This window comes from Streptomyces sp. NPDC034670, from assembly GCF_055574875.1.
Window position 1 is genome coordinate 110670 of sequence record NZ_JBVITR010000008.1, and the last position, 25209, is coordinate 135878.

The 25209-nt window shown below is 74.2% G+C and carries 22 protein-coding genes; 13 read left to right on the top strand and 9 right to left on the bottom strand.

The annotated features are described in order from the left end of the window. Nucleotides 1–184 precede the first annotated feature (184 nt). The 4 genes from ACZ56B_RS08630 to ACZ56B_RS08645 form a co-directional block, all read right to left on the bottom strand. Entirely contained in the window at nucleotides 185–1624 is a 1440-nt protein-coding gene (locus ACZ56B_RS08630; RefSeq protein ID WP_468787695.1) for a GH1 family beta-glucosidase, read from the bottom strand. A gap of 148 nt (nucleotides 1625–1772) precedes the next feature. Beyond that, nucleotides 1773–2696 (bottom strand): carbohydrate ABC transporter permease, encoded by a 924-nt coding sequence (locus ACZ56B_RS08635; protein ID WP_468787697.1) that lies wholly within the window; start codon nucleotides 2694–2696, stop codon nucleotides 1773–1775. A gap of 12 nt (nucleotides 2697–2708) precedes the next feature. Continuing rightward, a complete protein-coding gene (locus ACZ56B_RS08640) occupies nucleotides 2709–3704 on the bottom strand; it encodes a carbohydrate ABC transporter permease (protein ID WP_468787699.1) in 996 nt (331 codons plus the stop codon). A 91-nt stretch (nucleotides 3705–3795) separates the two neighbouring features. After that, nucleotides 3796–5103, bottom strand: coding sequence for an ABC transporter substrate-binding protein (locus ACZ56B_RS08645; protein WP_468787701.1), 1308 nt, complete (start codon nucleotides 5101–5103; stop codon nucleotides 3796–3798). A gap of 301 nt (nucleotides 5104–5404) precedes the next feature. Between ACZ56B_RS08645 and ACZ56B_RS08650 the strand changes: the two genes are divergently transcribed. From ACZ56B_RS08650 to ACZ56B_RS08660, 3 genes are all read left to right on the top strand, one after another. Beyond that, entirely contained in the window at nucleotides 5405–6418 is a 1014-nt protein-coding gene (locus ACZ56B_RS08650) for a LacI family DNA-binding transcriptional regulator (protein WP_468787703.1), read from the top strand. A 609-nt stretch (nucleotides 6419–7027) separates the two neighbouring features. Continuing rightward, the gene (locus ACZ56B_RS08655) at nucleotides 7028–7330 is read left to right on the top strand and encodes an ArsR/SmtB family transcription factor (RefSeq protein WP_468787705.1); all 303 of its coding nucleotides are present in this window, start codon (nucleotides 7028–7030) and stop codon (nucleotides 7328–7330) included. Beyond that, nucleotides 7327–7719, top strand: coding sequence for a VOC family protein (locus tag ACZ56B_RS08660; RefSeq protein ID WP_468787707.1), 393 nt, complete (start codon nucleotides 7327–7329; stop codon nucleotides 7717–7719). The genes ACZ56B_RS08655 and ACZ56B_RS08660 overlap by 4 nt, the downstream gene beginning before the upstream one ends. 117 nt (nucleotides 7720–7836) lie before the next feature. Here the strand turns inward: ACZ56B_RS08660 and ACZ56B_RS08665 are convergent, their stop codons facing one another. The 4 genes from ACZ56B_RS08665 to ACZ56B_RS08680 form a co-directional block, all read right to left on the bottom strand. After that, nucleotides 7837–8838 (bottom strand): NADPH:quinone reductase, encoded by a 1002-nt coding sequence (locus ACZ56B_RS08665; protein WP_468787708.1) that lies wholly within the window; start codon nucleotides 8836–8838, stop codon nucleotides 7837–7839. 287 nt (nucleotides 8839–9125) lie between these two features. Next, entirely contained in the window at nucleotides 9126–10460 is a 1335-nt protein-coding gene (locus ACZ56B_RS08670) for an NAD-dependent succinate-semialdehyde dehydrogenase (protein WP_468787709.1), read from the bottom strand. Between the two features lie 107 nt (nucleotides 10461–10567). After that, on the bottom strand, nucleotides 10568–11668 hold the full coding sequence (locus tag ACZ56B_RS08675; RefSeq protein WP_468787710.1) for a zinc-binding dehydrogenase: 1101 nt from the start codon (nucleotides 11666–11668) through the stop codon (nucleotides 10568–10570). After that, the gene (locus ACZ56B_RS08680; protein ID WP_468787712.1) at nucleotides 11668–13155 is read right to left on the bottom strand and encodes an APC family permease; all 1488 of its coding nucleotides are present in this window, start codon (nucleotides 13153–13155) and stop codon (nucleotides 11668–11670) included. Before ACZ56B_RS08680 ends, ACZ56B_RS08675 begins: the two co-directional genes overlap by 1 nt. Before the next feature lie 163 nt (nucleotides 13156–13318). Here ACZ56B_RS08680 and ACZ56B_RS08685 point away from each other — a divergent pair, with 163 nt between their 5' ends. The 10 genes from ACZ56B_RS08685 (at nucleotide 13319) to ACZ56B_RS08730 (ending at nucleotide 24518) form a co-directional block, all read left to right on the top strand. After that, on the top strand, nucleotides 13319–13954 hold the full coding sequence (locus tag ACZ56B_RS08685; RefSeq protein ID WP_468787714.1) for a TetR/AcrR family transcriptional regulator: 636 nt from the start codon (nucleotides 13319–13321) through the stop codon (nucleotides 13952–13954). A gap of 288 nt (nucleotides 13955–14242) precedes the next feature. Next, on the top strand, nucleotides 14243–14764 hold the full coding sequence (locus tag ACZ56B_RS08690; RefSeq protein WP_468787716.1) for a hypothetical protein: 522 nt from the start codon (nucleotides 14243–14245) through the stop codon (nucleotides 14762–14764). A 392-nt stretch (nucleotides 14765–15156) separates the two neighbouring features. Continuing rightward, nucleotides 15157–17289, top strand: coding sequence for a hypothetical protein (locus ACZ56B_RS08695; RefSeq protein ID WP_468787718.1), 2133 nt, complete (start codon nucleotides 15157–15159; stop codon nucleotides 17287–17289). A gap of 86 nt (nucleotides 17290–17375) precedes the next feature. After that, entirely contained in the window at nucleotides 17376–18929 is a 1554-nt protein-coding gene (pelF, locus tag ACZ56B_RS08700) for a GT4 family glycosyltransferase PelF (RefSeq protein ID WP_468787720.1), read from the top strand. Next, complete coding sequence (locus tag ACZ56B_RS08705) at nucleotides 18926–20329, top strand: hypothetical protein (RefSeq protein WP_468787722.1); 1404 nt, start codon at nucleotides 18926–18928, stop codon at nucleotides 20327–20329. Before pelF ends, ACZ56B_RS08705 begins: the two co-directional genes overlap by 4 nt. A gap of 76 nt (nucleotides 20330–20405) precedes the next feature. Continuing rightward, entirely contained in the window at nucleotides 20406–21407 is a 1002-nt protein-coding gene (locus ACZ56B_RS08710; RefSeq protein WP_468787724.1) for a GDP-mannose 4,6-dehydratase, read from the top strand. Between the two features lie 32 nt (nucleotides 21408–21439). Next, nucleotides 21440–22153, top strand: a complete 714-nt coding sequence (locus ACZ56B_RS08715; protein ID WP_468787726.1) for a nucleotidyltransferase family protein — start codon at nucleotides 21440–21442, stop codon at nucleotides 22151–22153. A gap of 6 nt (nucleotides 22154–22159) precedes the next feature. Then, nucleotides 22160–23062, top strand: a complete 903-nt coding sequence (locus ACZ56B_RS08720; protein ID WP_468787728.1) for an NAD-dependent epimerase/dehydratase family protein — start codon at nucleotides 22160–22162, stop codon at nucleotides 23060–23062. Beyond that, nucleotides 23059–23721: a spherulation-specific family 4 protein gene (locus tag ACZ56B_RS08725; protein WP_468787730.1), complete on the top strand. Its 663-nt coding sequence runs from the start codon at nucleotides 23059–23061 to the stop codon at nucleotides 23719–23721. The genes ACZ56B_RS08720 and ACZ56B_RS08725 overlap by 4 nt, the downstream gene beginning before the upstream one ends. Beyond that, nucleotides 23718–24518 carry an endo alpha-1,4 polygalactosaminidase gene (locus tag ACZ56B_RS08730; protein WP_468787732.1) on the top strand — a complete coding sequence of 267 codons (801 nt, stop codon included), beginning with the start codon at nucleotides 23718–23720 and terminating at the stop codon, nucleotides 24516–24518. Before ACZ56B_RS08725 ends, ACZ56B_RS08730 begins: the two co-directional genes overlap by 4 nt. Nucleotides 24519–24659: 141 nt before the next feature. Here ACZ56B_RS08730 and ACZ56B_RS08735 read toward each other — a convergent pair whose 3' ends face one another. After that, a complete protein-coding gene (locus tag ACZ56B_RS08735) occupies nucleotides 24660–24926 on the bottom strand; it encodes a GlsB/YeaQ/YmgE family stress response membrane protein (RefSeq protein ID WP_468787734.1) in 267 nt (88 codons plus the stop codon). Between the last annotated feature and the right edge of the window lie 283 nt (nucleotides 24927–25209).

The window sequence follows — 25209 nt, forward strand, 5'->3', positions numbered from 1 at the left end:
GAGGGTCGGTGCCGCGTCCACACCGCCACCGGCCAATTTTTTGGGGTGGGGGCCGAAAAGGCTGATCCCACGGCGCGTGCGGCCCCTTTCCCCCCCCCCCCGCCCCCCCCCCTCCCCCCCCGCCCCCCCCCCCGGGGTGCGGCATCCACGCGGGGCGGTGGCAGGGTGCCGCACCCCGGTCCGGTCAGGCGCCGGGCAGGACGCCGGAGCGGACGACCTCGGAGTACCAGCGGGCGCTCGCCTTGGGGATGCGGGTGCCGGTCGGGTAGTCCACGTAGACGGCGCCGAAGCGCTTGCTGTAGCCGTGGGCCCACTCGAAGTTGTCCAGCAGCGACCACAGGAAGTAGCCGCGCACGTCCGCGCCGTCCACGACGGCCTGGTGGACGGCGGCCAGGTGGCCGCGCAGGTAGGCGATCCGGGCGGGGTCGTTGACCTGGCCGGCGGGGTCGGCGTAGTCGTCGAACGCCGCGCCGTTCTCCGTGATGACCAGCGGCAGCCTCGGGAAGTCCGACGCCAGCCGGCGCAGCAGGTCGTACAGGCCGGTGGGGTCGACGGCCCAGCCCATGGCGGTGGTCTCGCCGGGCGGCTGGTGGAAGGCGACCCGGTCGGCCCCCGGCCAGGGGCTGTGCTCGCTCCTGCCGTGTCCGTCGGCGTTGTGGGTCGCGCTGCCGTCGGCCTCGGAGACGAGGGTGGGCGTGTAGTAGTTGACGCCGAGGAAGTCCAGCGGCTGGTGGATCTGCCGCAGGTCGCCGTCTTGGACGAAGGACCAGTCGGTCAGTGCCGCGGTGTCCTTGAACACGTCCTCCGGGTAGGCGCCCTGCAGCATCGGGCCGGTGAAGACCCGGTTGGCGAGCCCGTCGATCCGGCGGACCGCGTCGGCGTCGGCGTCGCTGCCGGTGAGCGGGCGGACGTGGTGGATGTTGAGCGTGACCGAGCACTGGGCGGCGGCGGGGAGGCGGTCGCGCAGCGCCTGGACGGCCAGGCCGTGGGCCAGGTTGAGGTGGTGGGCGGCGCGCAGGGCGGCGACCGGGTCGGTGCGGCCGGGGGCGTGCACACCGGAGCCGTAGCCGAGGAAGGCGCTGCACCAGGGCTCGTTCAGGGTGGTCCAGGTCTTCACCCGGTCGCCGAGGGCGTCCGCGGCGAGGGCCGCGTACTCGGCGAACCGTTCGGCCGTGGCGCGCTCGGGCCAGCCGCCGGCGTCCTCCAGTTCCTGCGGCAGGTCCCAGTGGTAGAGGGTGGCGACGGGCTGGATGCCCTTGGCCAGCAGCTCGTCGACGAGGCGCCGGTAGAAGTCCAGGCCCTTCTGCACGGCGGGGCCGCGTCCGGTGGGCTGGATCCGGGGCCAGGCGAGGGAGAAGCGGTAGGCGCCCAGGCCGAGTTCGGCCATGAGGGCGACGTCCTCGCGCCAGCGGTGGTAGTGGTCGGTGGCGATGTCACCGGTGTCGCCGTTGCGGACCCGGCCGGGGGTGCGGGCGTAGGTGTCCCAGATGGACGGCGTGCGGCCGTCCTCGGCGGCGGCCCCCTCGATCTGGTAGGAGGCGGTCGCGGAGCCCCAGAGGAAGCCCTTGGGGAAGGTGCGGGCGGCGTCCGGGGCGGACGCGGTCTGCTGTGCTGCGGTGACCACGTGAGTCCTTTCGAAGTGGGGGTGTTCGCGAGCGCGCGAATGCCGGAAGGGGGGTGGGGGGGGGGGGGGGGGGGGGGGGGGGGGAGGGAGGAGGGGGGGGGGGGGTGGGGGCCTGGGGGCCCCCCCCCCCCCCCCCCGCGGCGGCGGATCAGCCCTTGACGGCGCCCGCCATGATGCCGCTGACGATCTGCCGGCCGAAGACGATGAACATCGCCAGCAGCGGCAGCGTGCCGAGCAGGGCGCCCGCCATGATCAGCGACTGGTCGCGGACGTAGCCCGCGCTGAGCTGCGTGAGGGCGACGGGGACCGTCGGGTTGGTCATGTCGAGCACCACGAACGGCCAGAAGAAGTCGTTCCACGCGTGCACGAACGTGATCATGAACAGGACCGCCATGGCGGGCCGCGCGACGGGCAGCACGATGCTCCAGAAGATCCGCAGCGAGTGCGCCCCGTCCACCCGCCCGGCCTCGACGAGTTCGTCCGGCAGCGCCTCCGACAGGTACTGCCGCATGAAGAACACGCCGACCGCGCTCACCAGCGTGGGGAAGATGACCGCGGGCAGCTGCTGCGACCAGCCGAGCTCGGACATCATCATGAACAGCGGGACGACGCCGAGCTGCGGCGGCACCATCATGGTGCCGATCACCAGCATCAGCAGGACGTTGCGGCCCTTGAACCGCAGCTTGGCGAAGGCGAATCCGGCCAGGGTCGCGAACATCACCGTGGACAGGGCGATCACCCCGGCCACGATCAGACTGTTGATCATGGCCTTGCCCATGGCCGCCTCGTCCCAGGCCCGGGCGAGGTTGCTGAACAGGTTCGGTCCGGGCAGGAAGGGCGGCGGTGTCTGGCTGACCCGCGTGTTGTCGGTGGAGGCGGCCACCATCGTCCAGTACAGCGGGAAGATGGACAGCACCGCCATGATGACGAGCAGGACGTAGGCGAGCGGGCCGGCGTGGTGCTGGCGCCCGGCGCGTTCGCGCAGCAGCCGGCGGCCGCCGCGGCGGGCCGGTTCCCCGGCCGGGGTCCGGGCCGGGGCGTCCGTCCGGGCCGGGAGGCTGTGGATGGTCATGACGACTCCAGGTCAGGACGTGCGGGAGCGCAGGCGCTTGATCAGGCGCTGCACCACGAAGGCGAGGACGAGCAGCATGAACATCGCCCAGGCGACCGTCGCCGAGCGGCCCATCTGGTAGTTCTTCCAGCCCTCCTCGTACAGCAGCAGGCCCAGCGTCTGGTACTGGTTGTCCGCGCCGCCGGTGATGCCGTTGGGGCCCTGGCCGAAGATCAGCGGTTCACCGAACAGCTGGGTGGCGCCGATCGTGGAGAGCACGATGGTGAAGACGATGGTGGAGCGGATGCCCGGGACGGTGACGTGGGTGAACTGCTTCCACCGGGAGGCGCCGTCGAGGGAGGCCGCCTCGTACCGGTCGGCGGGGATGGCCTGCATGGCGGCCAGGTAGAGCAGCGCGTTGTAGCCGGTCCAGCGCCAGATGACGATGGTGGAGATCGCCACCTGGGCGGGCCACTTGTCGGCCTCCCAGTCCACCGGGTCGATGCCGACCGCGCCGAGCGCCCAGTTGATCATGCCGAAGTCGCGCTCGAAGATCATGGTGAACACGAGGGCGGCGGCGGCGACCGAGGTGGCGTACGGGACCAGCGAGGCCACGCGGAAGAACAGCGAGGCGCGCATGCGGTAGTTGAGGAGGTGCGCCAGGCCGAGGGCCATCAGCAGCTGCGGCACGGTGGAGATGACGCCGATGGTGATGGTGTTCTGCAGCGCGTTCCAGAACCGTGAGTCGCTCCAGAGCTCGACGTAGTTGTCGAACGCCACCCACTCCATCACGTCGAGGGTGGCCAGCTCCACGTCGTGCAGGGAGATCCACGAGGTGTAGACCAGGGGGTAGAAACTGAACGCGGCGAAAACGACGAAGAACGGCGCGACGAACGCGAACGGCGCGCCCTTGACGTCCAGTCGGTGCAGCAGCGCACTGCGCCGCCGGGCGGTTGTCTCGCCTCCGGTCGTGCGGGGCGCGCCTGGCGGTTCCTCGCCGGCCAGGGCCTTGGTGGTGGAGGTGGCCACCGGACTTCCTTCCTGAGAGCGGATGTGTGAGCCGGGACCCGGGCCCGCCGGCGTCAGGACGGCGGGCCCGGGGCGGTCGCGGGGCGACCGGTCAGCCGACCGCCTTCTCGATGCGCTCCATGGTGGTGTTCCACGCCTTGTCACGCGCGGTGCCCTGCTCGACCAGGGCCAGGCCCTGCGAGAAGGTGTCCTTGATCGTGCCGTCCTTGCGGCCGAGGACCTGCTTGTCGGGGATCTCCTGTGCGGCCGCACCGAAGATCTGGCCGATCGGCGCGCCGCTGAAGTACTCCGACTTGGCGCTCCTCACCTCGTCGGTCTGCAACGCCTTCTCGGAGGAGGGGATGTTGCCGATCTCCTTGAAGATGTGGGCCTGCTGCTCCGGCGCGGTCAGCCAGGCGACGAGCTTCTGGGCCTCCTCCTTCACCGGGCTCTTCTCGATCACACCGAGGAAGGCCCCGCCCCAGTTGGCTCCCCTGGGCGCCCGGGCGACGTCCCACTTGCCCTTGTTGGCGTCGCCGGCCTTCTCGCTGATGTGGCTGAGCATCCAGGCCGGGCACACGGCGGTCGCGAACGTGCCGTTGGCCAGACCCGGGTCCCAACCCGGCTGGAACTGGCGCAGCTTGGCCGTCAGGCCCTCCTCGGCCGCGTCCGCGGACAGCTTCCAGGCGTCCTTGACGACCGGGTTCTCGTCGTGGATCAGGTCGCCCTTCTCGTCGTAGTACTGCTCGGAGTGGCCGTAGACCATGGCGTTGAACAGGCCGCTGGCCGAGTCCATGTACGCCACCTCACCGTCCTTGAAGCCCTTCTTGAAGGTGCGGCCGACCTCGACGTACTTGTTCCAGTCGCCCTCCCACAGCTTGCCGACCTCCTCCCGGTCGGTGGGCAGCCCGGCCTTCTCGAAGTAGTCCTTGCGGTAGCAGACGGCCATCGGGCCGATGTCGGTGCCCAGGCCCAGCACCTTGCCGTCCGCGGTGCTGATCTGGGACTGCTTCCAGGGCAGGAAGTGGTCGGTGCCCGCCGTGCCGGCGAAGTCCGCGAACTTGTCCGACTGGGTCTCGGTGATCTCCTTGGCCCGGCCGATCTCGATGCCCTGGATGTCCTTCAGACCGTCGCCGGCGGCGAGCCTGGTCTGCAGCGCGGTGTAGTACGTCTGCTCGTCACCGGCGATCTCGGCCTTGATCTCGACACCGGGGTTCTCCTTCTCGTACCGCTCGAGGAGCCCCGTCTCCTTGATGCCCATCACCCCGAACAGGCCCATCGTGATGGTGACCTTGCCGTCCTTCTTGCCACCGCCGGTGACCGAGTCACCGCCGCTGCTGCAACCGACGACGAGCGCCAGCGCGCCGACGGCCGCGGCCGTCGCCACCGCCCTCGTGCGCAACGAACCGAGAGTGCCCATGGATCTCCTCCTAGCGACAGCGCTGACACACCGGAGTGACAAGTTCTGCGATGACTACAGCGGCTCTGACAATCAGGTGGGAACGTGCCCAACTCTGGGTGGGCACGTTCCCACCGGCGCATCGAAGACTCCTGTCCCCGAGCGGATATGTCAATAACTTGAACCGACTTCTCCTGCGGAACCGCCGTCCGGTGCTCGTTCCCGAAGCCTCGGGGGTGCTCCGACCACGGCGGCATCTGCAACAATTGCCGCTGGTCATCCCGCGGCCGGCGCCGCCGCGGCCGCCGAGGGAGGGGTGTGCATGGCTGGAAATCGCCGGCCCACGATCAAGACGGTCGCCGCCCGCGCCGGAGTGGGCCGCACCACGGTCTCCCGCGTCGTCAACGGCTCGGACCTGGTCAGCGCCGACGCCCGCGCCAGGGTCCTGGCGGCGATCAAGGAGCTCAACTACGTCCCCAACTCGGTCGCCCGCGGCCTGGTGACCAACCGCACCGACGCCGTGGCCCTGGTGATCCCGGAGTCGGAGAGCCGGCTCGGCTCGGAGCCGTTCTTCGCCGCGCTGATCCGGGGCGTCAGCGGCGCCCTCGCCGAAAGCCGGATCCAGCTGCAGCTCATGCTCGTGCGCGACGAGGCCGAGCGGGACCAGCTGACCGAATCGCTGGCGACGCGCCGCGTGGACGGCGTGCTCCTGGTCTCCGTCCACTCCGAGGACCGGCTGCCCGGCATGCTGGAGGAGATGGGCCTGCCCACCGTGCTGGCGGGCCGCCGCGACGCGGGCGAACAGCTGAGCTACGTCGACTCCGACAACGCCGGAGGAGCCCTCGAGGCCGTCCGGCACCTGCTGCGCAGCGGCCGGCGGAGGATCGCCACGATCACCGGCCCCCAGGACATGGACGTCGGCCGCAGCCGGCTCGCCGGCTGGCGCGCCGCCCATGGGGAAGCGGACACGCCGGTGGACGAACTCCTGGTCGAGGCGGGCGACTTCACCGAGGAGAGCGGCGGCCGCGCCATGCGTTCGCTTCTTGAACGCGCCCCGGACCTGGACGCCGTCTTCGCCGCCTCCGACCTCATGGCCGTCGGCGCCCTGGCGGAGCTGCGCCGCTGGAAACGGCGGGTGCCCGGCGATGTCGCCGTGGTCGGGTTCGAGGACTCCGTCCTCGCCCGCCACACCGACCCGCCCCTGACGACGGTGCGCCAGCCGGTGGAGGAACTGGGCCGGACCATGGCCCGGATCCTCACCGACATCACCCGGCACGACGCGCCCCGGCAGCAGATCACCCTGCCGACGGAGCTGGTGGTGCGCGCGTCGTCCTAGGAAGTGCCGCGCCCCGGACGCTCTTCGGCGGTGGACCGCGGCTTGGCGCTTCGGCGCCGTGAACCTCCCGGTGCCCAGCGGGAGTTCACCCGGCCGCCGCCGCCCGCTCCGCAGCGGGGACGGTCCGGCGCGCCCGAACGGCCGCTCCGGGCCGCCCGGGGACGGGCCGGCGCGGCCGAGAACACCGGCCGGTCGGGCGGTCAACCGGTCGGTCGGCCGGCCGGTTCCACCGCCGTCCGCGCCCGCCGGTCCGCCGGTCCGCCGGCGAAGCCCGGCGGGAGGGCCCCGCGGCCCCGGCCCCGGGTGCGGAAACCGCGTCCGGGGCGGCGCGACCGTCACCGCGGTGGACGCCCGGCACCCCACCGGGGCCCCTGCGCCGAGCCGGTCCTCGTCGCCCGCTTCCCCTGCCTCGGGGCCGTCGCCGGTGGAGGTGACCGCGCCCGGACCACCTCCGTCCCCCACCTGACGCCCGGGAGCCGCACCCGGGCCGGCCGACCGGCTCGACGCCGAGCAGCACGACCTCGACGCGGGCCGGCGCCGGGGCGGGTGCCGCCCCGCACGGCGCACCCCGACTTGATAGGCAAGTGGAAACTTGCCTATCCTGCGGCCGTGGCCGACGACCTCTTCAAAGCCCTGGCCGACCCCACCCGCCGCACCATCCTCGACGAACTCACGGAGAAGTCCGGGCAGACGCTGTTCGAGATCTGCTCCCGGCTGAGCATGAAGCACCGGCTCGGCATCTCGCGCCAGGCGGTCTCCCAGCACCTCGCCCTCCTGGAGGCTGCCGGGCTCGTCGAGACCAGGCGGGAGGGCCGCTACAAGTTCCACGACCTCAACACGGCCCCGCTGCGGCGGATCACCGAGCGGTGGCCCGTGCCCGACCCGTCCGGACCGGAGGAGAACACCCCATGAGGATCCACCTGACCAGCGTCTTCGTCGACGACCAGGCCAAGGCCGAGCACTTCTACACCGAGATCCTCGGTTTCGTGAAGAAGCACGACGTCCCGGTGGGCGAGGAGGACCGGTGGCTGACCGTCGTCTCGCCCGACGAGCCCGACGGCACCGAGCTCCTCCTGGAACCCGCCGGTCACCCGGCCGTCAGGACCTACCGCGACGCGCTCGCCAAGGACGGCATCCCGCTCGCCCAGTTCGCCGTCGACGACGTGCGGGCGGAGTACGAGCGCCTGCGCGGCCTCGGCGTCCGCTTCGTCCAGGAGCCCCTGGAGATGGGCCCCGTCACCACCGCGGTCTTCGACGACACCTGCGGCAACCTGATCCAGATCGCGGCACAGCCGCGGTAGGCGGCCGACCGCACGCGGGGGCCCGGCCGGCGCCGCGGGCGCGGCCCGCGCACCGGTCCCGGCGCACGCGGCGGGGCGGCGCCGGCGTCCGTGGGCGGCCGGGCGCGGGGACGGTGGTCAGGGGGGCGTGAGGACCAGCCGGCCGCGCACCCCGCCGGCCTCCAGCCTCCGGTGGGCCCGGGCCGTCATCGACAGCGGCAGGCGGTCGGCGATGCGCGGGCGCCACGCGGTGTCGCGCAGGAGGCGCACGACGGCCTCCGCCGCCTCGGCGAGGTCGCCCACCGCGGCGTTGCTGAGGGCGAAGCCCACGATGCTCGCGTCCCTGGTGTACAGCCGGTCCAGCGGCAGAACGGACGGTCCCCCGCCCAGCCCGACCATCGCGACCAGGCGCCCGCCCCGCGCCAGCAGGTCCACCGCGTCGGCGAGGACCCCGCGCCCGGAGGTGTCGAGGTGCACGTCGTAGCCCCCGGGCGCGGCCCGGCGGGCCCGGGGGCCGAGATCGGGCGCCCGGTGGTCGAGCACCTCGGCGGCTCCCAGGGCGCGCACCGCGGCGGCGTCCTCGGCACGCGCGGTGCAGACCACCCGTGCTCCGGCCGCGCGGGCCAGTGCCACGGCGGCGGAGCCCACGTTGCCGGCCCCGCCGCCGACGTACACGGTCTCCCCCGCCCTCAGCCGCCCGTGCCGGAACAGCGCCAGCCAGGCGGACGCCGCGGGGTGGGCGGCGGCCACGAGGTGCTCCGCGGTGATGCCGGACGGCGCCGCGTAGAGCCGTTCGGCGGCGACCGTCGCGTACTGCGCGCACGCCCCCTGCCGGCCCGCGTGGCCGAGGCTGTTGCACCACACCCGCTGTCCGGGGGTGAAGCCCACCGCGCCGGCTCCGGCCCCGGCCACCTCGCCCACCAGGTCGCGGCCGAGGACGAAGGGGAACGGGAGCGGTGTGGCGTAGGCCCCCGACCGCACGAAGGTGTCGACCGGGTCGACGGCCGCGGCCCGTACGCGGACGAGCACGTCCGTGGGGCCCCGGGACGGCACGGGGAGGTCGCCGTAGCGGATGGCGTCGGCCGGACCGACGGAGTCGATGTACGCCGCCCGCATCACCTCGGGGACTGTGCCGGTCATGTCCCTCATGCTAGGACCTCTCGTCCGGCTCGGGCCGGACGCCGCGAGCCCGGCCCGAGCCGAACGAAAGCCCCTGGGGACCCGGGGCCCGCGGTTCCCGTGGACGGCTCCCGCGTGCCGCCGGGCGCGGCGCACGGCGCACGGGGAGCCGTGGAGTGCCCGGCGCGCCGGCGCGGACCGGGGCGCCGCGGCGCGGACCGGTGCCGTCCCCGCCCCGCCCGCCCGGCGCGGTGCCGGGCGGGCGCGGTGCGGAGGGCGGGAGGGGGGACGGCGGGGAAGGGGTGTGTCTACTTCACGGTCCGGATGAGCTTCTTGTTGACGAACTCCTCGATGCCGAGCCGGCCGAGTTCGCGCCCGAACCCGGAGCGCTTGACGCCGCCGAAGGGCAGCTCGGCGCCCTCCGCGCCGACGCCGTTGACGAACACCATGCCGGCCTCGATCCGGTCGGCGACCCGCTCGGCCTGCGCGGGGTCGGTGGTGAACAGGTAGGACCCGAGACCGTAGGGGGTGTCGTTGGCGATCCGCACCGCGTCCTCCTCGTCGGCGGCGCGGAAGACCATCGCGACCGGGCCGAACAGTTCCTGGCGGGCGGCGCTGTGCTCGGTGGTGAGCCCGGTGAGGACACCGGCCGGGAAGTGGGCCCCGCGCCGCTCGCCCGTGCTGTGCAGCGTGGCGCCCTGGGCGACGGCCTCGGCGACCTGGCGGCCGAGGGTCTCGGCGGCGGCCACCGACGACAGCGGGGCGCCGGTCTGGCCGGCCAGCAGCCGGGCGGTGAACTTCTCGACGAACGCGTCGTAGAGGTCCTCGACGACCACGAACCGCTTGGCGGCGTTGCAGGCCTGGCCGGTGTTGTCGAGCCGGGCGGCGACGGCGGCCTCGACGACCGAGTCGAGGTCGTCGGTGGACAGCACGATGAACGGGTCGGAACCGCCGAGTTCGAGGACCACCTTCTTCAGGTGCCGGCCGGCGATCTCGGCGACGGCGGCGCCGGCCCGTTCCGAGCCGGTGAGCGACACGCCCTGGACGCGCGGGTCGGCGATCACCCCGGCGATCTGCTCGTTGGTGGCGTACACGTTGACGTACGCGCCGGCCGGGAAGCCGGCCTCGGCGAACAGCTTCTCCAGCAGGGCCGCGGTGGCCGGGCACTGCGGGGCGTGCTTGAGGACGATGGTGTTGCCGACCGCCAGGTTCGGGGCGGCGAAGCGCGCGACCTGGTAGGCGGGGAAGTTCCACGGCATGATCCCCAGGAGGACGCCCACCGGGCTGCGCCGGATGACGGCGCTGCCGGGACCGGACGTGACCTCGATCGGCTCGTCGGCGAGGAACTCCTCGGCGCGGTCGGCGTAGTAGTGGTAGATGTCGACGCAGAAGTCGACCTCGCCCTCGGCCTCCTCGAGCGGCTTGCCCATCTCGCGCACGATGCTCGCGGCCAGCTCCGCCCGGTGCTCCCCGTGCAGGTCGCCGAGCCGGCGCAGCAGCGCGGAGCGCTCGGCCACGGAGCTCGAGCGCCCCCACGCGGTGGCCGCGTGCGCGGCGGTGACGGCCGCCGTGACCTCGGCGTCGGTGGCGGTCGGGTAGATCTCGGCGATCTCACCGGTGTTCGGGTCGGTGACGGCGTACATCAGGCCTCCGGAAGGTGGTCGGGCGGGGCGGCCGTGTCCGGCGGCCGCCCGCCCGGTGTCTGTGGTCTCTGTGTGCGGGGGCACCGGATGACCGGCGCCCGGGTGTCTCACGGTTCGAGGATCGTCCTGACGCCGGTGTTCGACCTGAGGTCGTCGAAGGCCGCCGCCGCTTCCGCGAGAGGCCGGACCCTGCCGACGAGATCGTCCATCGGCAGCCGGCCGGCCAGGTGGAGGCGGGCCAGTTTCGGGATGTCGATCTCTCCGATGCTGGAACCGTAATTGCATCCGAGGATACGTTTGCCCTGGTCGGCGAGATCGAACAGGTCGAACGCACCGGTCGCGCCGGTCGGGGCCATCCCGACCAGGACCGCCGCGCCGCCCGGGGCGAGCATGGCCGGGAGCGTCTCGACGACCTCGGGGCTTCCGATCGCCTCGAAGGCGTAGTCCACTCCGCCGAGCTCCTCCTGGCACCAGGCCGCGACGTCGGTCGCGGCCCCGTCGAGGGTGTGGGTGGCCCCGAACCGCTCGGCCGCGGCGAGGCGCTCGGGAGAGAGGTCGACGGCGACGACGGGGTCGGCCCCCGCCAGGCGCAGCCCCATCACCACGGAGAGCCCCACGCCGCCCGTGCCGACGACGACCGCGGACTCGCCCGGACGGACGCGGGCGGTGTTCACGACCGCGCCCACGCCGGTCGTGACGGAGCAGCCGAGGAGGGCGCCGATGCCGAACGGCAGCTCGTCGGGGACCTTCACCGCGGCCGTCTCCGGGACGACCAGCCGTTTCGTGAACGCCCCCAGCCCCAGGTAGGGCCACACCGCCTCGCCCCGGTCGTCCGCGAACGGGGTGCCGCCGTCGGGCAGCGTGTTGGCGACGGCCTTGGTCCCGGTGCACAGCCATCCCTTCCCGGCCACGCACTTGCGGCAGCGACGGCACGGCGCGAACCAGGACAGGACGACGTGGTCGCCGGTCCGCACGGAGGTGACGCCGGCCCCCGCGGCGGTGACCACTCCGGCCGCTTCGTGGCCGAGCACCAGCGGACGGTCGGTGGGCCAGTCGCCCGTCACGATGTGCAGGTCCGAGTGGCACACGCCCGCCGCGCGCACCTCGACCTCGACCTCGCCCGGCCCGGCGGGCCTGAGCGAGACGCGACGCGGCCGCAGGCCGAGGTCCGGGTCGAAGACGACGGCCGGGGAGAGTTCCGAGGGCATCAGAGGGCCTCCGCCTTTTCCGTTTCCGTGGTCGGGCTCCCGGGGAGCCTGGTGTGGGGCTTGACGACCGTGACGTAGGCGAGGCCGACGGCGAGGAGCGCGGAGAAGACCAGGACCACGGCCCAGACCTGGACCCAGCTGCCGCCGACGGGGGCGAGCTCGGCGCGGGGCCAGGCGATGTTGACCGCCTCGAAGAGCAGCCACACCACGGCGAGGGCGTTGATCGCCGCACCGGCCCGTCCCAGCCGCAGCCGTCCCGCGGAGGGGTTCCACCGGCCGCTCAGCCGGGCGGTGAGGGCCACGACCGCGACCGTGAGGAAGACGAAGTAGAACCCGCCGGACCCGAACGCGATCAGGGTCGCCGCCGCGTTGCCGTTCAGCCCGAGCAGGAGTCCGAGGCCGGCGAGCACGGCCGTCGCGATGAGCGAGACGTACGGGATCTGACGCGGGCCGACGGTGGCGAGCGTCGGGGAGAAGGGCAGCTGGCGGTCGCGGGCGAACGCGTAGACGGCACGCCCGATGTACGTCTGGATCGAGATGGCGCACGCGAAGAACGCGATCAGGACGACGAGGACGAAGGGCTTCTCGCTCCACCCGCCCAGTTCCCGCGTCACGGCGGTGAAGACGGGGTCCGCGGTCGCGCCGGACACCGCGTCCTCGGGCCGGCGCAGCGCGAGCGTCACGGCGAGCCCGGTCAGCAGGACGGTGAAGGCGACGAACAGGTAGGCGCGCAGGAGCGCCCGCGGCACGCTGCGCCGCGGCTGCGCGGTCTCCTCGGCCACCTGGGTGGTCGCGTCGAAGCCCAGGAACGCCCAGCCGGCCACCGCGAGGCAGGTCAGGAAGCCCGCCAGGACGGACCCGCCGGAGGCCGCCTCGGCCCCCAGCGTCTCGAACAGGATCCCGAAGCCGTTGTGGTGCGCGAAGAGCAGCAGGAAGGCGCTCACCGCGAGGGAGGCGACGCCTTCGGCGAGGATGCCCGCGTTGAGGAAGTGCTTCACGGGGTTGACGCCCAGGAGGTTGATCCCGAGCGCCACGGCGACGAAGACCACGCCGAGGAGCACGTGGGTCGCCGCCGACGGCGGCCGGTCGCTGAAGAGCATGTGCAGCCAGCTCGCCCCCAGGTAGGCCACCGTGGTCAGGGAGGCGACGGCCGAGGCGAGGTAGATCCAGCCCACCAGCCAGCCCAGGCGCGGTCCGCCCAGCCGGCGCACCCACTGGTACACCCCTCCCGTCATCGGGAACTGGGACGACAGCTCGGCGTAGACCGTGGCGACCAGCAGCTGGCCGAGGAAGGCCACGACCACCGCCCAGATCCAGGCGGGTCCCGCGAAGACGAACCCGAGCTGGACGACGGCGTAGACGCCGACCACGGGCGAGATGGTCGCGAACCCGATCGCGAACACGGCCCACGCGGACAGGGTCCGCTTCAGCTCCTGCCGGTAGCCGTACGCGGCGAGGTCACGGGCGTCGGTGCGCGTGTCGTGCATGTTCGTCTCCTGACGGTGGTGCAGGCCGGCCCGCGGCCGGGGAGGTCCGCCCGTCCCGCGGACCGGTGGCCGGCGGCGGCCCCGGGGGGCGCCGGTCCGGCCGACAGCTATTGGTCGTGCGACCAATTGCCTAATTGGTCGCATACTCAATAACATTTGCCGCATGACGTCAAGGGATCCGGGCAAACGAGTCCGCAAGGCGCCGGCCGAGCGCCGCCACGAGATCGTCACCGCGGCCGCGCACGTCGGGCTCACCGAAGGACTGGAGTGCGTCACCCTCCGGCGGGTCGCCGACGCACTCGGGGTCCAGCCCGGACTGGTGGGGCACTACTTCCCCTCGGCCGACAGGCTCGTGGCCGAGGCCTTCACCAGCGCCGCCCTGGCCGAACTCGACGGCCTGCTCCCGGAGGAACCGGCCGGGCCCGGCCACGACACCCCGCTGCACACCCTCCGGCGCTTCTTCGGCCTCATCTCGAGCACCGAGTTCGACAACGTCAGCAAGCTGTGGCTGAACGCGCGGCACCTGTCGCGCTACCGCCCCGTCCTGCGCGACCACGTGGTGGAGCAGGAGCTGCTCTGGTGCCGCCGCATCGAGCGGCTCGTCGCCACGGGCGTGCGGGAGGGGGCCTTGCGCTGCGACGATCCCTGGGCGGCCGCCGTGCGCATCCTCGTCGCGATCGACGGAGCCAGCGCCTACGTCAACACCAGCGCCGACCACCGCACGGCCCCGATCGCCCACATGGCCCGCACCGTCGCGGAGAGCGAACTGTCCCTGCCGCCCGGCGCCCTCGGGGCGTAGCGCCGCTCCCGGCGGGCCGGGCCCCGGCTCCGGCCCGCCGGCCGGAAGGGCCGGCTCAACCGATACGCGCCAATACCCCCCACCGCCGGCCCGCCGGGGCGCCGGGGACGGACCCCCGCCGGGCCGGGGCTCCCCCACCGGTTCCACCGTGCGCGGACGCGGTCCACGACCGCCCGGCGCGTCCCCCGGCGCGCGGCCCTCGCGCAGGGCGCGCTTTCGGTCGTCCCCGCCTCCGTGCGCCGCCGCGGGGCAGACGGCGCGCCCGTCCCGTGCCTAACCTCCCGGGCCATGCGATCACCCTTGAGGAGACGTCTCGGTCTCACCGCCGCCCTCGTCCTCGCCGGGTTCGGCCTGGCCCCCTCCGCGCACGCGGACGGCCCCGGCCCCGCCGAGCTGACGTTCGCCACCGACAGCGCCACCACCACGCCGGGCGGCACGGTGCACCTGTCGATGACGCTGACGAACAACAAGACCCACGACCTCTGGTTCGTCCACCAGACCATCGATCCCACGTGGCTGACCACGCAACGCCCCGACCTGAAGTACGCCGTCACCGGCTGCAGCCTCGCCACGGCCAACGGCCCCGCCGCCTGCTCCGGCACCGGCCCCGCCGACCTCGGCACCAACTACGGCGCCCCCGTCCCGCCCGGCCAGAGCCGGACCGTGACGCTGACCCTGCAGATCGCCGCCGACTCCGGCTGCAACGGCAACATCGGCTTCTACTCGTACTTCTACGCCGAGTTCAGCGACGGCACGAACACCAGCGGCGGCCCGGTCCACACGCCCGAGACGCGCGTCCTCTGCTCCTGACGGTCGCGCCGGGAGAAGGGCGGTGACCGAAATCCCCCGCTCGCACCCGGCCGTCCCCTTCCTGCCGACGGCAGCCCCGCCGACGGGTCCTGACGGCCCGTCGGCGTCCGGCACCGCCTCTCCGAACTGGGCGAAGCCCCCGGAACCGGGGGCCGGCCGATGCCCGGGGCGGGCCTCCGCCCCCGAGGACCAGCGCGATCGAGGGCATACCGCACACCTGCTTTTTCTCGTCAGATTCCGCAACAGAGACACAAAAGCTGCACAGACGGCCCACCATGTGAGGCGACGGATGCGTCGCGACCGGCTTCTGAGGGGGACGCCGGCGTGACGCGCGGGGGTGCGTCCGCTCCACGGAGCAGTGCTCACCCCTGCCCGGGAGGGGACAGCACCGCATGAAGCGGACCACACGCACCGCCCTGCTCACGGCGGGCGCGCTCATCGCCGCCTTGGGAGCACCGGGCACGGCGGCCCATGCCGACACCGCGGCGCCCCGCATCGATCTGCGGGTGCTCGTCGTGAGCGACGGCGGTCCGGCCACCGACGCCATCGCCGCAGAACTGGACGCCGCGGGGACGCCGTACACGGAGATCGACCTCACGCGGCCCGACCGGCCCGTGATCGACGCCGGCTACCTCGCGGACACCGTGGACGGGCGCGAGCGCGCCAAGTTCCAGGCCGTCGTCCTGCCCAACGACAACCCGTTCCCGGCGGGCTCCGCCGAGATGGCCGCGCTCGTGGCGTACGAGCGGGCCTACGACGTGCCGCAGGTCGACGCCTACACGTACGCCCGCCCCGAGGCCGGGCTCCAGTACCCGGTCCACGGCGGTTACTCCGGCAGTGTGGACGGCGTGCGGGCGGAGGTGACCGACGCCGGCCGCGCCGGCCCGTTCGGCTACCTCGACGGCCCGGTGCCGTTCGAGGACAACTCGCCCACCGTGGCGGAGAGCTACGCCCACCTGTCGACCCCGGTGGCCGGAGCCGACTTCACGCCGTACGTCCAGGCGCCGATCCCGGGCACCGGCGAGCGGGGGTCGCTGGTGGGCGAGTACCGGCACGACGGGCGGCGCGAACTCGTCGTCACCTTCGTCTACAACCGGCACCAGCAGCAGTTCCGGCTGCTGGCCCGCGGCATCGTCCGGTGGATGACCGGGGGCGTGCACCTGGGCGTCTCCCACAACTACTTCGCCGTGCACGTCGACGACGTCCTCGCCGCCGACGACCGCTGGAACTCCGAGCTCGACTGCACGCCCGGCGACGTCGACTGCACGGATCCGGACGCCGTCCCGGACCCGATCCGCATGACGCCCGCGGACGTCGACCACGCCGTCGCCTGGCAGCGCGAGCGCGGCTTCACCCTCGACCTCGCCTACAACGGCGCCGGCAGCGTCGGCCACCGCGAGGACGGTGACGGCACCGACCCGCTCGCCGACCGGTTCCTCGCCGCGCGGGACGAGTTCCGCTGGATCAACCACACGTACACGCACGCCTTCCTCGGCTGCGAGCAGGACACCACGACGGTGCCCTGGCGGTGCGCCACCCTCGCGGACGGCAGCACCAAGTGGGTCGGCCGGGACACGATCTCCGACGAGATCGCCCTCAACCGCGCCTGGGGGCGGGCTTTTGGACTCCCCCTGGACGACGGCGAGCTGGTCACCGGTGAGCACTCCGGGCTGCGGGTGCTGCCCCAGCAGCCGACCGACAACCCCAACCTGGCGCCCGCCCTCGCCGACAACGGCGTCACCTGGCTCGCCTCGGACAACTCGCGCGGGACCGACCAGCGCCGGGTCGGCACCGCCACCACGGTCCCCCGCTACCCGATGAACATCTTCTACAACGCCGGGCGGGCCGCCGAGCAGGTCGACGAGTACAACTGGATCTACACCAGCCGGGCGCAGGGCGGCAGCGGCATCTGCGAGGACGACCCGGCCACCACCACCTGCCTGCCCGCCCCGCTCGACGTGGCCACCGGCTACGCGGAGCACATCGTGCCGCTGGAGCGGCGGATCGCCCTCGGCCACGTCCTCGCCAACGATCCCAGACCGCACTTCATCCACCAGTCGAACCTGGCCGAGGAACGCATCGCCTACCCGGTCCTGGACGGCGTGCTCGACGCCTACGACGCGCTCTTCGCGGAGAACACCCCCGTGGTCAACCCGCGGATGAAGGACATCGGCGGCGAGCTGCAGCGGCGCGCCGCGTGGCGCGCGGCCGTGCGGGACGGACGGATCACCGCCCACCGCGTCGGCGACACCGTCACCGTCGAGGCCCCGGACGGCACGGCGGTCCCCGCGACGATGCCCGAGGGCACCACACGCTCCGGGTCCGCGTTCGGCGGGGCCTACGCGGGCGGACGGTCCGGGTGGACGTCCCCGGCGGCCGACCCGCTCACCCTGAGGCTGCCGTCGTCCGCCGTCCCCGGCCCGGCCGCCGACGCGGACGGCCCCGCGCCGGCCACCGCCCCGGCGCCGAAGGCCCGGGTGCCCGAGGGCGTGGCCGAGCCGGTCCTCCCCGGCGCGCACGGCTGACCGGAACACCGGCAGCGAGGTCCCGGCCGCCCCTTCGCGGCCGGGACCGGCACGACCACCCCACTTCCCGGCCGTGGAGCCCACCGATGCACGTTCACCACGGCGCGCGACGCTCCGGCGCGACGCGCGTCACCCTGCTCACCGAAGGCACCTACCCGCACAGTCACGGCGGCGTGAGCGTCTGGTGCGACCAGCTCGTCACCGGCATGCCGGACATCGACTTCGACGTCATCGCCGTCACCGGCACCGGGCGCGAGCCGGTCGTGTGGGACCTGCCGGGCCACGTCCGCGGTGTCCTGTCCGTCCCCATGTGGGGCGAGGCCCCGCAGGGCCCGCCGCCCCGCGGCCGTTGTCTCGCCCGGCTGGCCGAGACCTACGAACGGTTCCTGACCGCGCTGGTCGACCCCTGCGCCGAGGACGGTTTCGCGCCCGCCCTGTACGCCTTGGCGCGGGCGGCGGCGGACGGGCGGCTCAGCCCTTTCCTGCGCGGCGACACGGCGGTGGCGGTCCTGGCCTCCGTGTGGACGCGGCCGGGGCTGGCCGTGCGCGAGGCGGGACCGACCCTGCACGACGCGCTCACCGCGACCGGCCTGCTCGAGCACGCCCTGCGCCCGTTGGCCGCGCCCCCGCCCGAGGAGGGGGTCGCGCACGCCGTCAGCGGCGGGGTCGCCGTCCTGCCGGGACTGGCCGCGCTCGAACGGCACGGTGTCCCGCTGCTGCTGACCGAGCACGGCGTCTACCTGCGCGAGCGCTACCTGGGTTACCGGACCGCCCCCTACCGCTGGCCGGTCAGGGCGGTGGTCCTGGGCTTCTTCCGGCTGCTGGCGCAGGAGAGCTACCGCCGGGCGGCGCTGATCACCCCGGGCAACCGCTACAACCGGCTCTGGGAGGAGCAGGGCGGCGCCGACCCCGCCTCGATCCGCACGGTCTACAACGGCGTCGACCCCGCCGCCTTCCCCCCGGCGGGCCCGGAGCCGCAGACCCCCACCCTCAGCTGGGCCGGGCGCGTCGACCCGATCAAGGACCTGGAGACCCTGATCCGCGCCTTCGCCCTCGTCCGGGACCGGCTGCCCGGCGTACGGCTGCGGCTGTTCGGCGGGACGCCCCGGGGCGGCGAGGGCTACCGGGAGCGCTGCGAGGCCCTGGCCGCCGGACTGGGGCACGCGGACGCCGTGACGTTCGAGGGGCGCGTGGAGGACATCAGGGACGCCTACGCGGCCGGGAACGTGGTGATGCTGTCCAGCATCAGCGAGGGGTTCCCGTTCACACTGATCGAGGCCATGTCGTGCGGGCGGGCGACCGTCTCCACCGACGTGGGCGGGGTGCGGGAGGCCGTCGGCGGGACCGGCCTGGTGGTTCCGCCGCGCGACCCGGCCGCGATGGCCGCCGCCGCGCTGGAGCTGCTGGACGATCCGGCGCGGCGCCGGGCCCTGGGCGAGGCGGCCAGGCTGAGGGTGATCGAGCAGTTCACCCTCCGGCAGACCATCGACACCTTCCGCTCCGTCTACCGGGAGCTCTCGGAGCCGGCGGCCGTGCGGCAGCCGGACCTCCCCGCGCCGGTCCGGCTGCGCACCGCCGACCGCCCCCCGCCGGCTCCGCGGTCCCCGGCCGGCACGCGGACGAGGAGCATGGCGCTGTGAGCGGACCGATGGCCCTGGAGCCGGGCGGCGCGGAGCAGGACACCCTCGCCCTGCGGATCGCCCGGCCGCGCCGGACGCGCGTCCGGCCGGGCGACGACCGCACGCTCGTCCTCCGGCTGCCGGAGCAGGGCCCGGACGAGGACGCGGTCGACCGGCTCGCCGCCGACCTGGCCGACCGCGTCGGCCCGGCCGTCCACCCCTACGAGGTGGCCGCGCTGCTGGAGGCGGAGGGGTTCTCCGCCGAGGTGATCCGGCACCGGTACGGGCATCCGGACCTCTTCTCCCTCGCCTCGGCGCTGTACGACCGGGTGCCCCGGACCTTCCCCGAGCCGCCCGCCGCGGCCGACCCCTGGCGTCCGGACACCGTGCGGTGCCTGCTGCGGGGCGTGCTGTTCGCGCTCCCGGCCCTGGCCTACCTGCTCGCCGCGCCGCTGTGGCGCGCCGACCGGCACGCCCCCGCCCTGATCGTGGCGGGCGTCGTCTCCTGGGCGTGGGGCCAGGCGCTGGGCCACCGCGCGCACCTGCGGCTGGTGGCCGGGCGCCGGGAGGCGGCCCGCACCCTGCTGACCGGGGCCCTGCTGGGCGCGGCCGCGGCCACCGGCCTGGCCGCGCTGTACGCCGGCGGCGGCCCGGTGACCGCGGTGGCCGCCGCCCAGTCGCTGTACCTCGCGGCGGCGGGCGTGCTGCTGGTGCTGGCCCGGGAGCGGCTGCTGCTGGCCGCGCTCAGCCCCCTGGCCGCCGGCGCCGCGGTCCTGCCGTGGTGGGACCCCGGGCCGCTGCCGCGGGCCGGCCTGCCCCTGCTGGCGCTGCTGGCCACGCTCGTCTTCACCGCACGGGTCCTGTGGAGCGGCCTCACCGCCCCGGCCGCTCCCGGCGGTCCGAAGCCGCGGCCGGCCTCCTCGCTGCCGTACGGGCTGTTCGGACTGGCCGCCGCGGTGCTGGTGGTGCTGGTGGGCCGGCAGAGCCCGTACGCGGTGATCGCGCTGACCGTGAGCATGGGCCCGGCCGAGTGGCTGCTGTACCGCTACCGCGGCTGGTCGGTCGCCGCGCTGCAAAGGAGCGCGACGCCCCGGGCGTTCCGGCTGCGCTCGGCCGCGCTCCTCGGCCTGTGCCTGTCCGCCTACCTCCTGCTGCTGCTGCCCCCGGCGCTCCTCACCGGCTCCGGGGCGGCCGCGCTGCCGCTCGCGGCGGCCCTGTGGACCGCCCTGCTCCTGCAGGCGTTCGGCGTGGCCTGGCCCCCCGCCGTGCTGTGCCTCCTGGCCGCCGTCGCCGCCGGGGCGGTCACCCGGCTGGACCTGCCACCGGGCCCGGCCGTGCTGCCCCTGGGCTGCGGCACGGCCGCCGCGCTGCTCGCGGTCTGCGCGGTCCGCCTGCTCGGACGGCCCTCCCCGCACGCCTGATCACCGGGCCGCCGCGCCGCCCGCCTCACGGAACACCCGCACCCCAGTCGCCCGACCGGACGAAAGGACACCAGAGTTGACCTCCGCACCGCTCGCCGCCGTCACCGGAGCCGAAGGGTTCATCGGTTCCCACCTCACCGAGGCGCTCGTCGCCTCCGGCCACCGCGTCAGGGCCATGGCCCAGTACAACTCGTTCTCCTCCTACGGCTGGCTGGAGACCCTCCCCGCCGACGTGCTCGACCACGTCGAGATCGTCCTCGGCGACGTGCGCGACCCGGGCTCGGTCCGCGGTCTGCTCGAGGGCGCCGACTGCGCCTACCACCTGGCCGCGCTCATCGCGATCCCCTACTCCTACCGGGCGCCGCACAGTTACGTGGACACCAACGTCACCGGCACGCTCAACGTGCTGGAGGCGGTGCGCGCCCTGGGGACGCCGCGTCTGGTCCACACCTCGACGAGCGAGACGTACGGCACCGCGCAGACCGTGCCGATCACCGAGGACCACCCCGTCAACACCCAGTCCCCGTACGCCGCCTCGAAGGCCGGCGGCGACCGGCTGGCCGACAGTTACCACGCCAGTTTCGACACGCCCGTGGTGACGCTGCGGCCGTTCAACACCTTCGGCCCGCGCCAGTCGATGCGCGCGGTGATCCCCACCGTCATCGGCCAGGTGGCGGCCGGGCAGCGCACCATCACCCTCGGCGACCTGCGCCCGACCCGGGACTTCACCTTCGTCGAGGACACCGCGCGGGCGTTCCTCGCGGTGGGCACCGCGCCGGCGGAGCGGGTCGTGGGCCGCACCTTCAACTCCGGGACCGGCGAGGAGGTCTCCGTCGGCGACCTGGTGGCGCTGATCGGCAAGGTCATGGACTCCCCCCTCGACGTGCGGGAGGACCCCGAGCGGCTGCGGCCCGCGGCCTCCGAGGTGATGCGGCTGGTCGCCGACGCGACCCGGCTGACGGCGGCGACCGGGTGGCGCCCCCGCCACACGCTGGCGGAAGGGCTCGCCCGGACCGCGGAGTTCTTCGGCGACCCGGCCAACCTGGCCCGCTACAAGACCGGCATCTACAACATCTGACCCGTCCGGCACGTCCACGCAGGAGGTATCCCATGCACGCAGTGATCCTGGCCGGCGGAAAGGGCGTCCGGCTGCGGCCCTACACCACCGCGCTGCCCAAGCCGCTCGTCCCGATCGGCGACCAGCACGCCATCCTGGAGATCGTGCTGCGTCAGCTGTCCACGGCCGGCTTCACCCGCTGCACCCTCGCCATCGGTCACCTCGGCGAGATCATCCGGGCCTACGTGGGGGACGGCTCGCAGTGGGGCATGAGCGTCGACTACGCCACCGAGGAGAGCCCGCTGGGCACCATGGGCCCGCTGCTCAACCTCCGCGACCGCCTGCCGGAGAACTTCCTGGTGATGAACGGCGACGTGCTCACCGACCTCGACTACGCCGACGTGCTGCGCCGGCACGAGGCGTCGGGCGCGCCGCTGACCATCGCCACCTACGCCCGCAGGGTGCACATCGACTTCGGGGTGCTGACCACGGACGCGAGCCGGGTCGTGGCCTTCACCGAGAAGCCGAGCATCGACTACCGGGTGTCCATGGGCGTCTACGGTGTCGCGCGGGCCACGCTCGACAGCTACACGCCCGGCCTTCCGCTGGGCTTCGACGAGCTGGTGCTGGACCTGCTCGCCGCCGGACGTCCGCCGTACGCCTACGAGTTCGACGGATACTGGCTGGACATCGGCCGCCCCGACGACTACGACCGGGCCAACGCCGAGTTCACCAGCCGCAAGTCGCTTCTGCTCAAGGGAGCCTGAGCCCGTATGCGCATCCTCGTTCTCGGCACCACCGGTTACCTGGGCGGCCACGTCGCCGAGCGGCTGCGCGCCCTGCCGGGCACGCGGGTGCTCGGCGGCGGCCGCTCGCCCGCCGCCGAGGTCACCGTCGACCTCGCGTCCGACCGCCCGCGGCACCTGGCGAAGGAACTGGCGGCGGCCGCGCCCGACGCGGTCGTCAACTGCGCGGGCGCGACCGGCGGCGACGCCGTCACCCTCGCGGAGGTGAACGCCCGCGGCCCCGCCGTGCTGTGCGCGGCGCTGCGGGAGGCGGCCCCCGGGGCACGCCTGGTCCACCTGGGCTCGGCCGCCGAGTACGGTCCCGGCACGCCCGGTGTCCGGGTGGCGGAGTCGGCGGCCACCCGCCCGGTCGGCCCGTACGGCGCGACCAAGCTGGCGGGCACGGCGGCGGTGACCGCCTCGGGACTGGACGCGGTGGTGCTGAGGGTGGGGAACCCGGTGGGCCCGGGCGCCCCGCCCACCGGGCTGCCCGGCCGGGTCGCCGCCCTGCTGAGGGAGGCCGGGACCGGTCCGGGCGCGGCCCTGCGGCTCGGCGACCTGTCCGCGCACCGCGACTTCGTGGACGTGCGCGATGTGGCGCGGGCGGCGCACCTGGCGGTCACCGCGCCCGGGCCGCTGCCACCGGTCCTCAACGTCTCCGGGGGCGAGGCGGTCCCGGTGCGCGACCTGGTGCGGACGCTGGCGGACGTGGCCGGTTTCCGGGGGCGGATCGTGGAGGAGGGGGCGAACGGCTCGGCGCGGTCCGCGCGGGTGTCGTGGCAGTGCTCCGACATCACCGCCGCCCGCGACGCCCTCGGCTGGCGGCCGGCCCACTCCCTCGGCTCCTCGCTGACGGCGCTGTGGGCGGCCGGGGAGGTGCCGGCGCGATGAGCCTGCTGGTCCCGCTGTACGTCCATCCGGCCGAGGACCCGGCCGCCTGGAACCGGCTCGTCACCCACGCCGCCCGCACCTACGCCGTCGTCCTCAACCCCGCGGACGGACCCGGCCGCGGCCCCGATCCGGCGTTCGCCGCCGCCGCCGGGGCGCTGCGGGCGGCGGGCGCCCGGCCGCTCGGCTACATCGACACGGACTACGGCGCGCGCGACCCCGCGGAGATCACCGAGGACCTGCGCAGGCACCGGGAGTGGTACGCCGCCGACGGCTGCTTCCTGGACCGGGTGACCTCCGCTGCGGACGGGCTGCCGGCCTGCCGCAGGCTGGTGCGGTCCGTCCGCCGGCTCGGCGCCTCGACCGTCGTCCTCAACCCGGGCGTCCACCCCGCTCCCGGCTACGCCCGCCTCGCCGATCTGACGGTCACCTTCGAGGGACACTGGTCCACGTACGTGTCGGCGTTCAGCCGCCCCTCGTGGACCGCGCGGCAGCCGCCCGGGCGGCTGTGCCACCTCGTCTACGGGGTGCCGGAACCGCTCGTGCCGCTCGCCGTGCGCACCGCGCGGGAGCGGGGCGCGGCGGTGTGCGGTCCGGTGACGGGGGAACCGCCCAACCCGTGGTCCCGGCTGACCCCCGCGCTGGCCGGGGCGGAACGGTGAGGCGGCTCGCGCCGGCCCTCGCCGCCGTCCTGGCCCTGCTGGCGGCCCTCACCGCGTGCTCCGGTGGGGACGGCCGCACGGCCGGTCCGCACGGCCGCGCCGTGTGGCAGCCGCGCCCCGGGCTGGCCTGGCAGTGGCAGCTCGACGGCCGGGTGGACCCCTCGGTCGACGTGCCCGTCTACGACATCGACGGCTTCGAGAACACCGCGGCCGACGTCGCCCGCCTGCACCGCGACGGCCGCAAGGTGATCTGCTACGTCAACGTGGGCGCCTGGGAGGACTTCCGCCCCGACCGGGACGACTTCCCGCGGTCCCTGCTCGGCGGGCCCAACGGCTGGCGCGGCGAACGCTGGCTGGACATCCGCCGGGTGGCGGTGCTCCGTCCCCTCATGGAACGCCGGTTCGACATGTGCCGGGACAAGGGCTTCGACGCGGTGGAGCCGGATCTGGTCGAGGGCTACGCCAACGACACCGGCTTCCCGCTCACGGCCCGCGACCAGCTCCGCTACAACCGCATGATCGCGGACATCGCGCACGAGCGCGGCCTGGCCGTGGGCCTGAAGAACGACCTGGCCCAGATCCCGCACCTGCTGGACGACTTCGACTTCGCGGTCAACGAGGAGTGCGCCCAGTACGGGGAGTGCGGACGGCTCGAGCCCTTCATCGCGGCGGGCAAGGCGGTCTTCCACGTGGAGTACGCGCGGCCCGCGGCCGACTTCTGCCCGATGGCCCGGGAGTTGCGGCTGTCCTCGATGCTCAAGAAACCGGACCTGGGCGTCTGGCGCACACCCTGCTGAGGGACCGTCCGGTGCGGGAACGCGGGGTCCGGCCGGGGGGCCGCTGCCCGCCGGCGCCGTGACGGCGCGTCGGCACGGCCGCGGGGCCCCGGACGCGCCGCACCCCGCCGGCCGGTTGCCGGCGGGGTGCGGCGCGAGCGGTCAGGCGTGGTGGCGCCGGCGGGCCCACAGGGGCGTGACGAAGGCGATCAGCACGGCCGCGATGCCGATCTGGAAGATGTGGCGGATCCAGTCGATGCCTCCGGTGTCGCGCACCCCGAAGGCGGAGGCGAGAGCGTTTCCGGCCACCGCGCCGACAATGCCCAGAAGGACGGTCATCCAGAGCGGGATGGGCTGGCGCCCGGGCAGGACGAGCTTGGCCAGCAGACCGATGACGAGTCCGGCGATGATGGCCCAGAGAAACGACATGACGACTCCTTCGACTCGGTGTGCTTCGGTATCCGGCTACCACGCAGCGGCGTTCGTATACACGGCTCTTCGAGCGGCCCTCGCGCGACGGGCCCGCCCGGGAGCGGGGTCCGGGCCGGGCGCGGTGCGCGAGGCCCGCCCCGAGGCGGGGGGGGGGGGGGGGGGGGGGGGGGGGGGGGGGGGGGGGGGGGAGCGACGGGGGGGGGGAGGGGGGGGGGGGGGTGGGGGGTTAGGGTCGCCGCATGGTATAAGAAGTATGCATAGGGGGAAGTGGGGGGAAGAA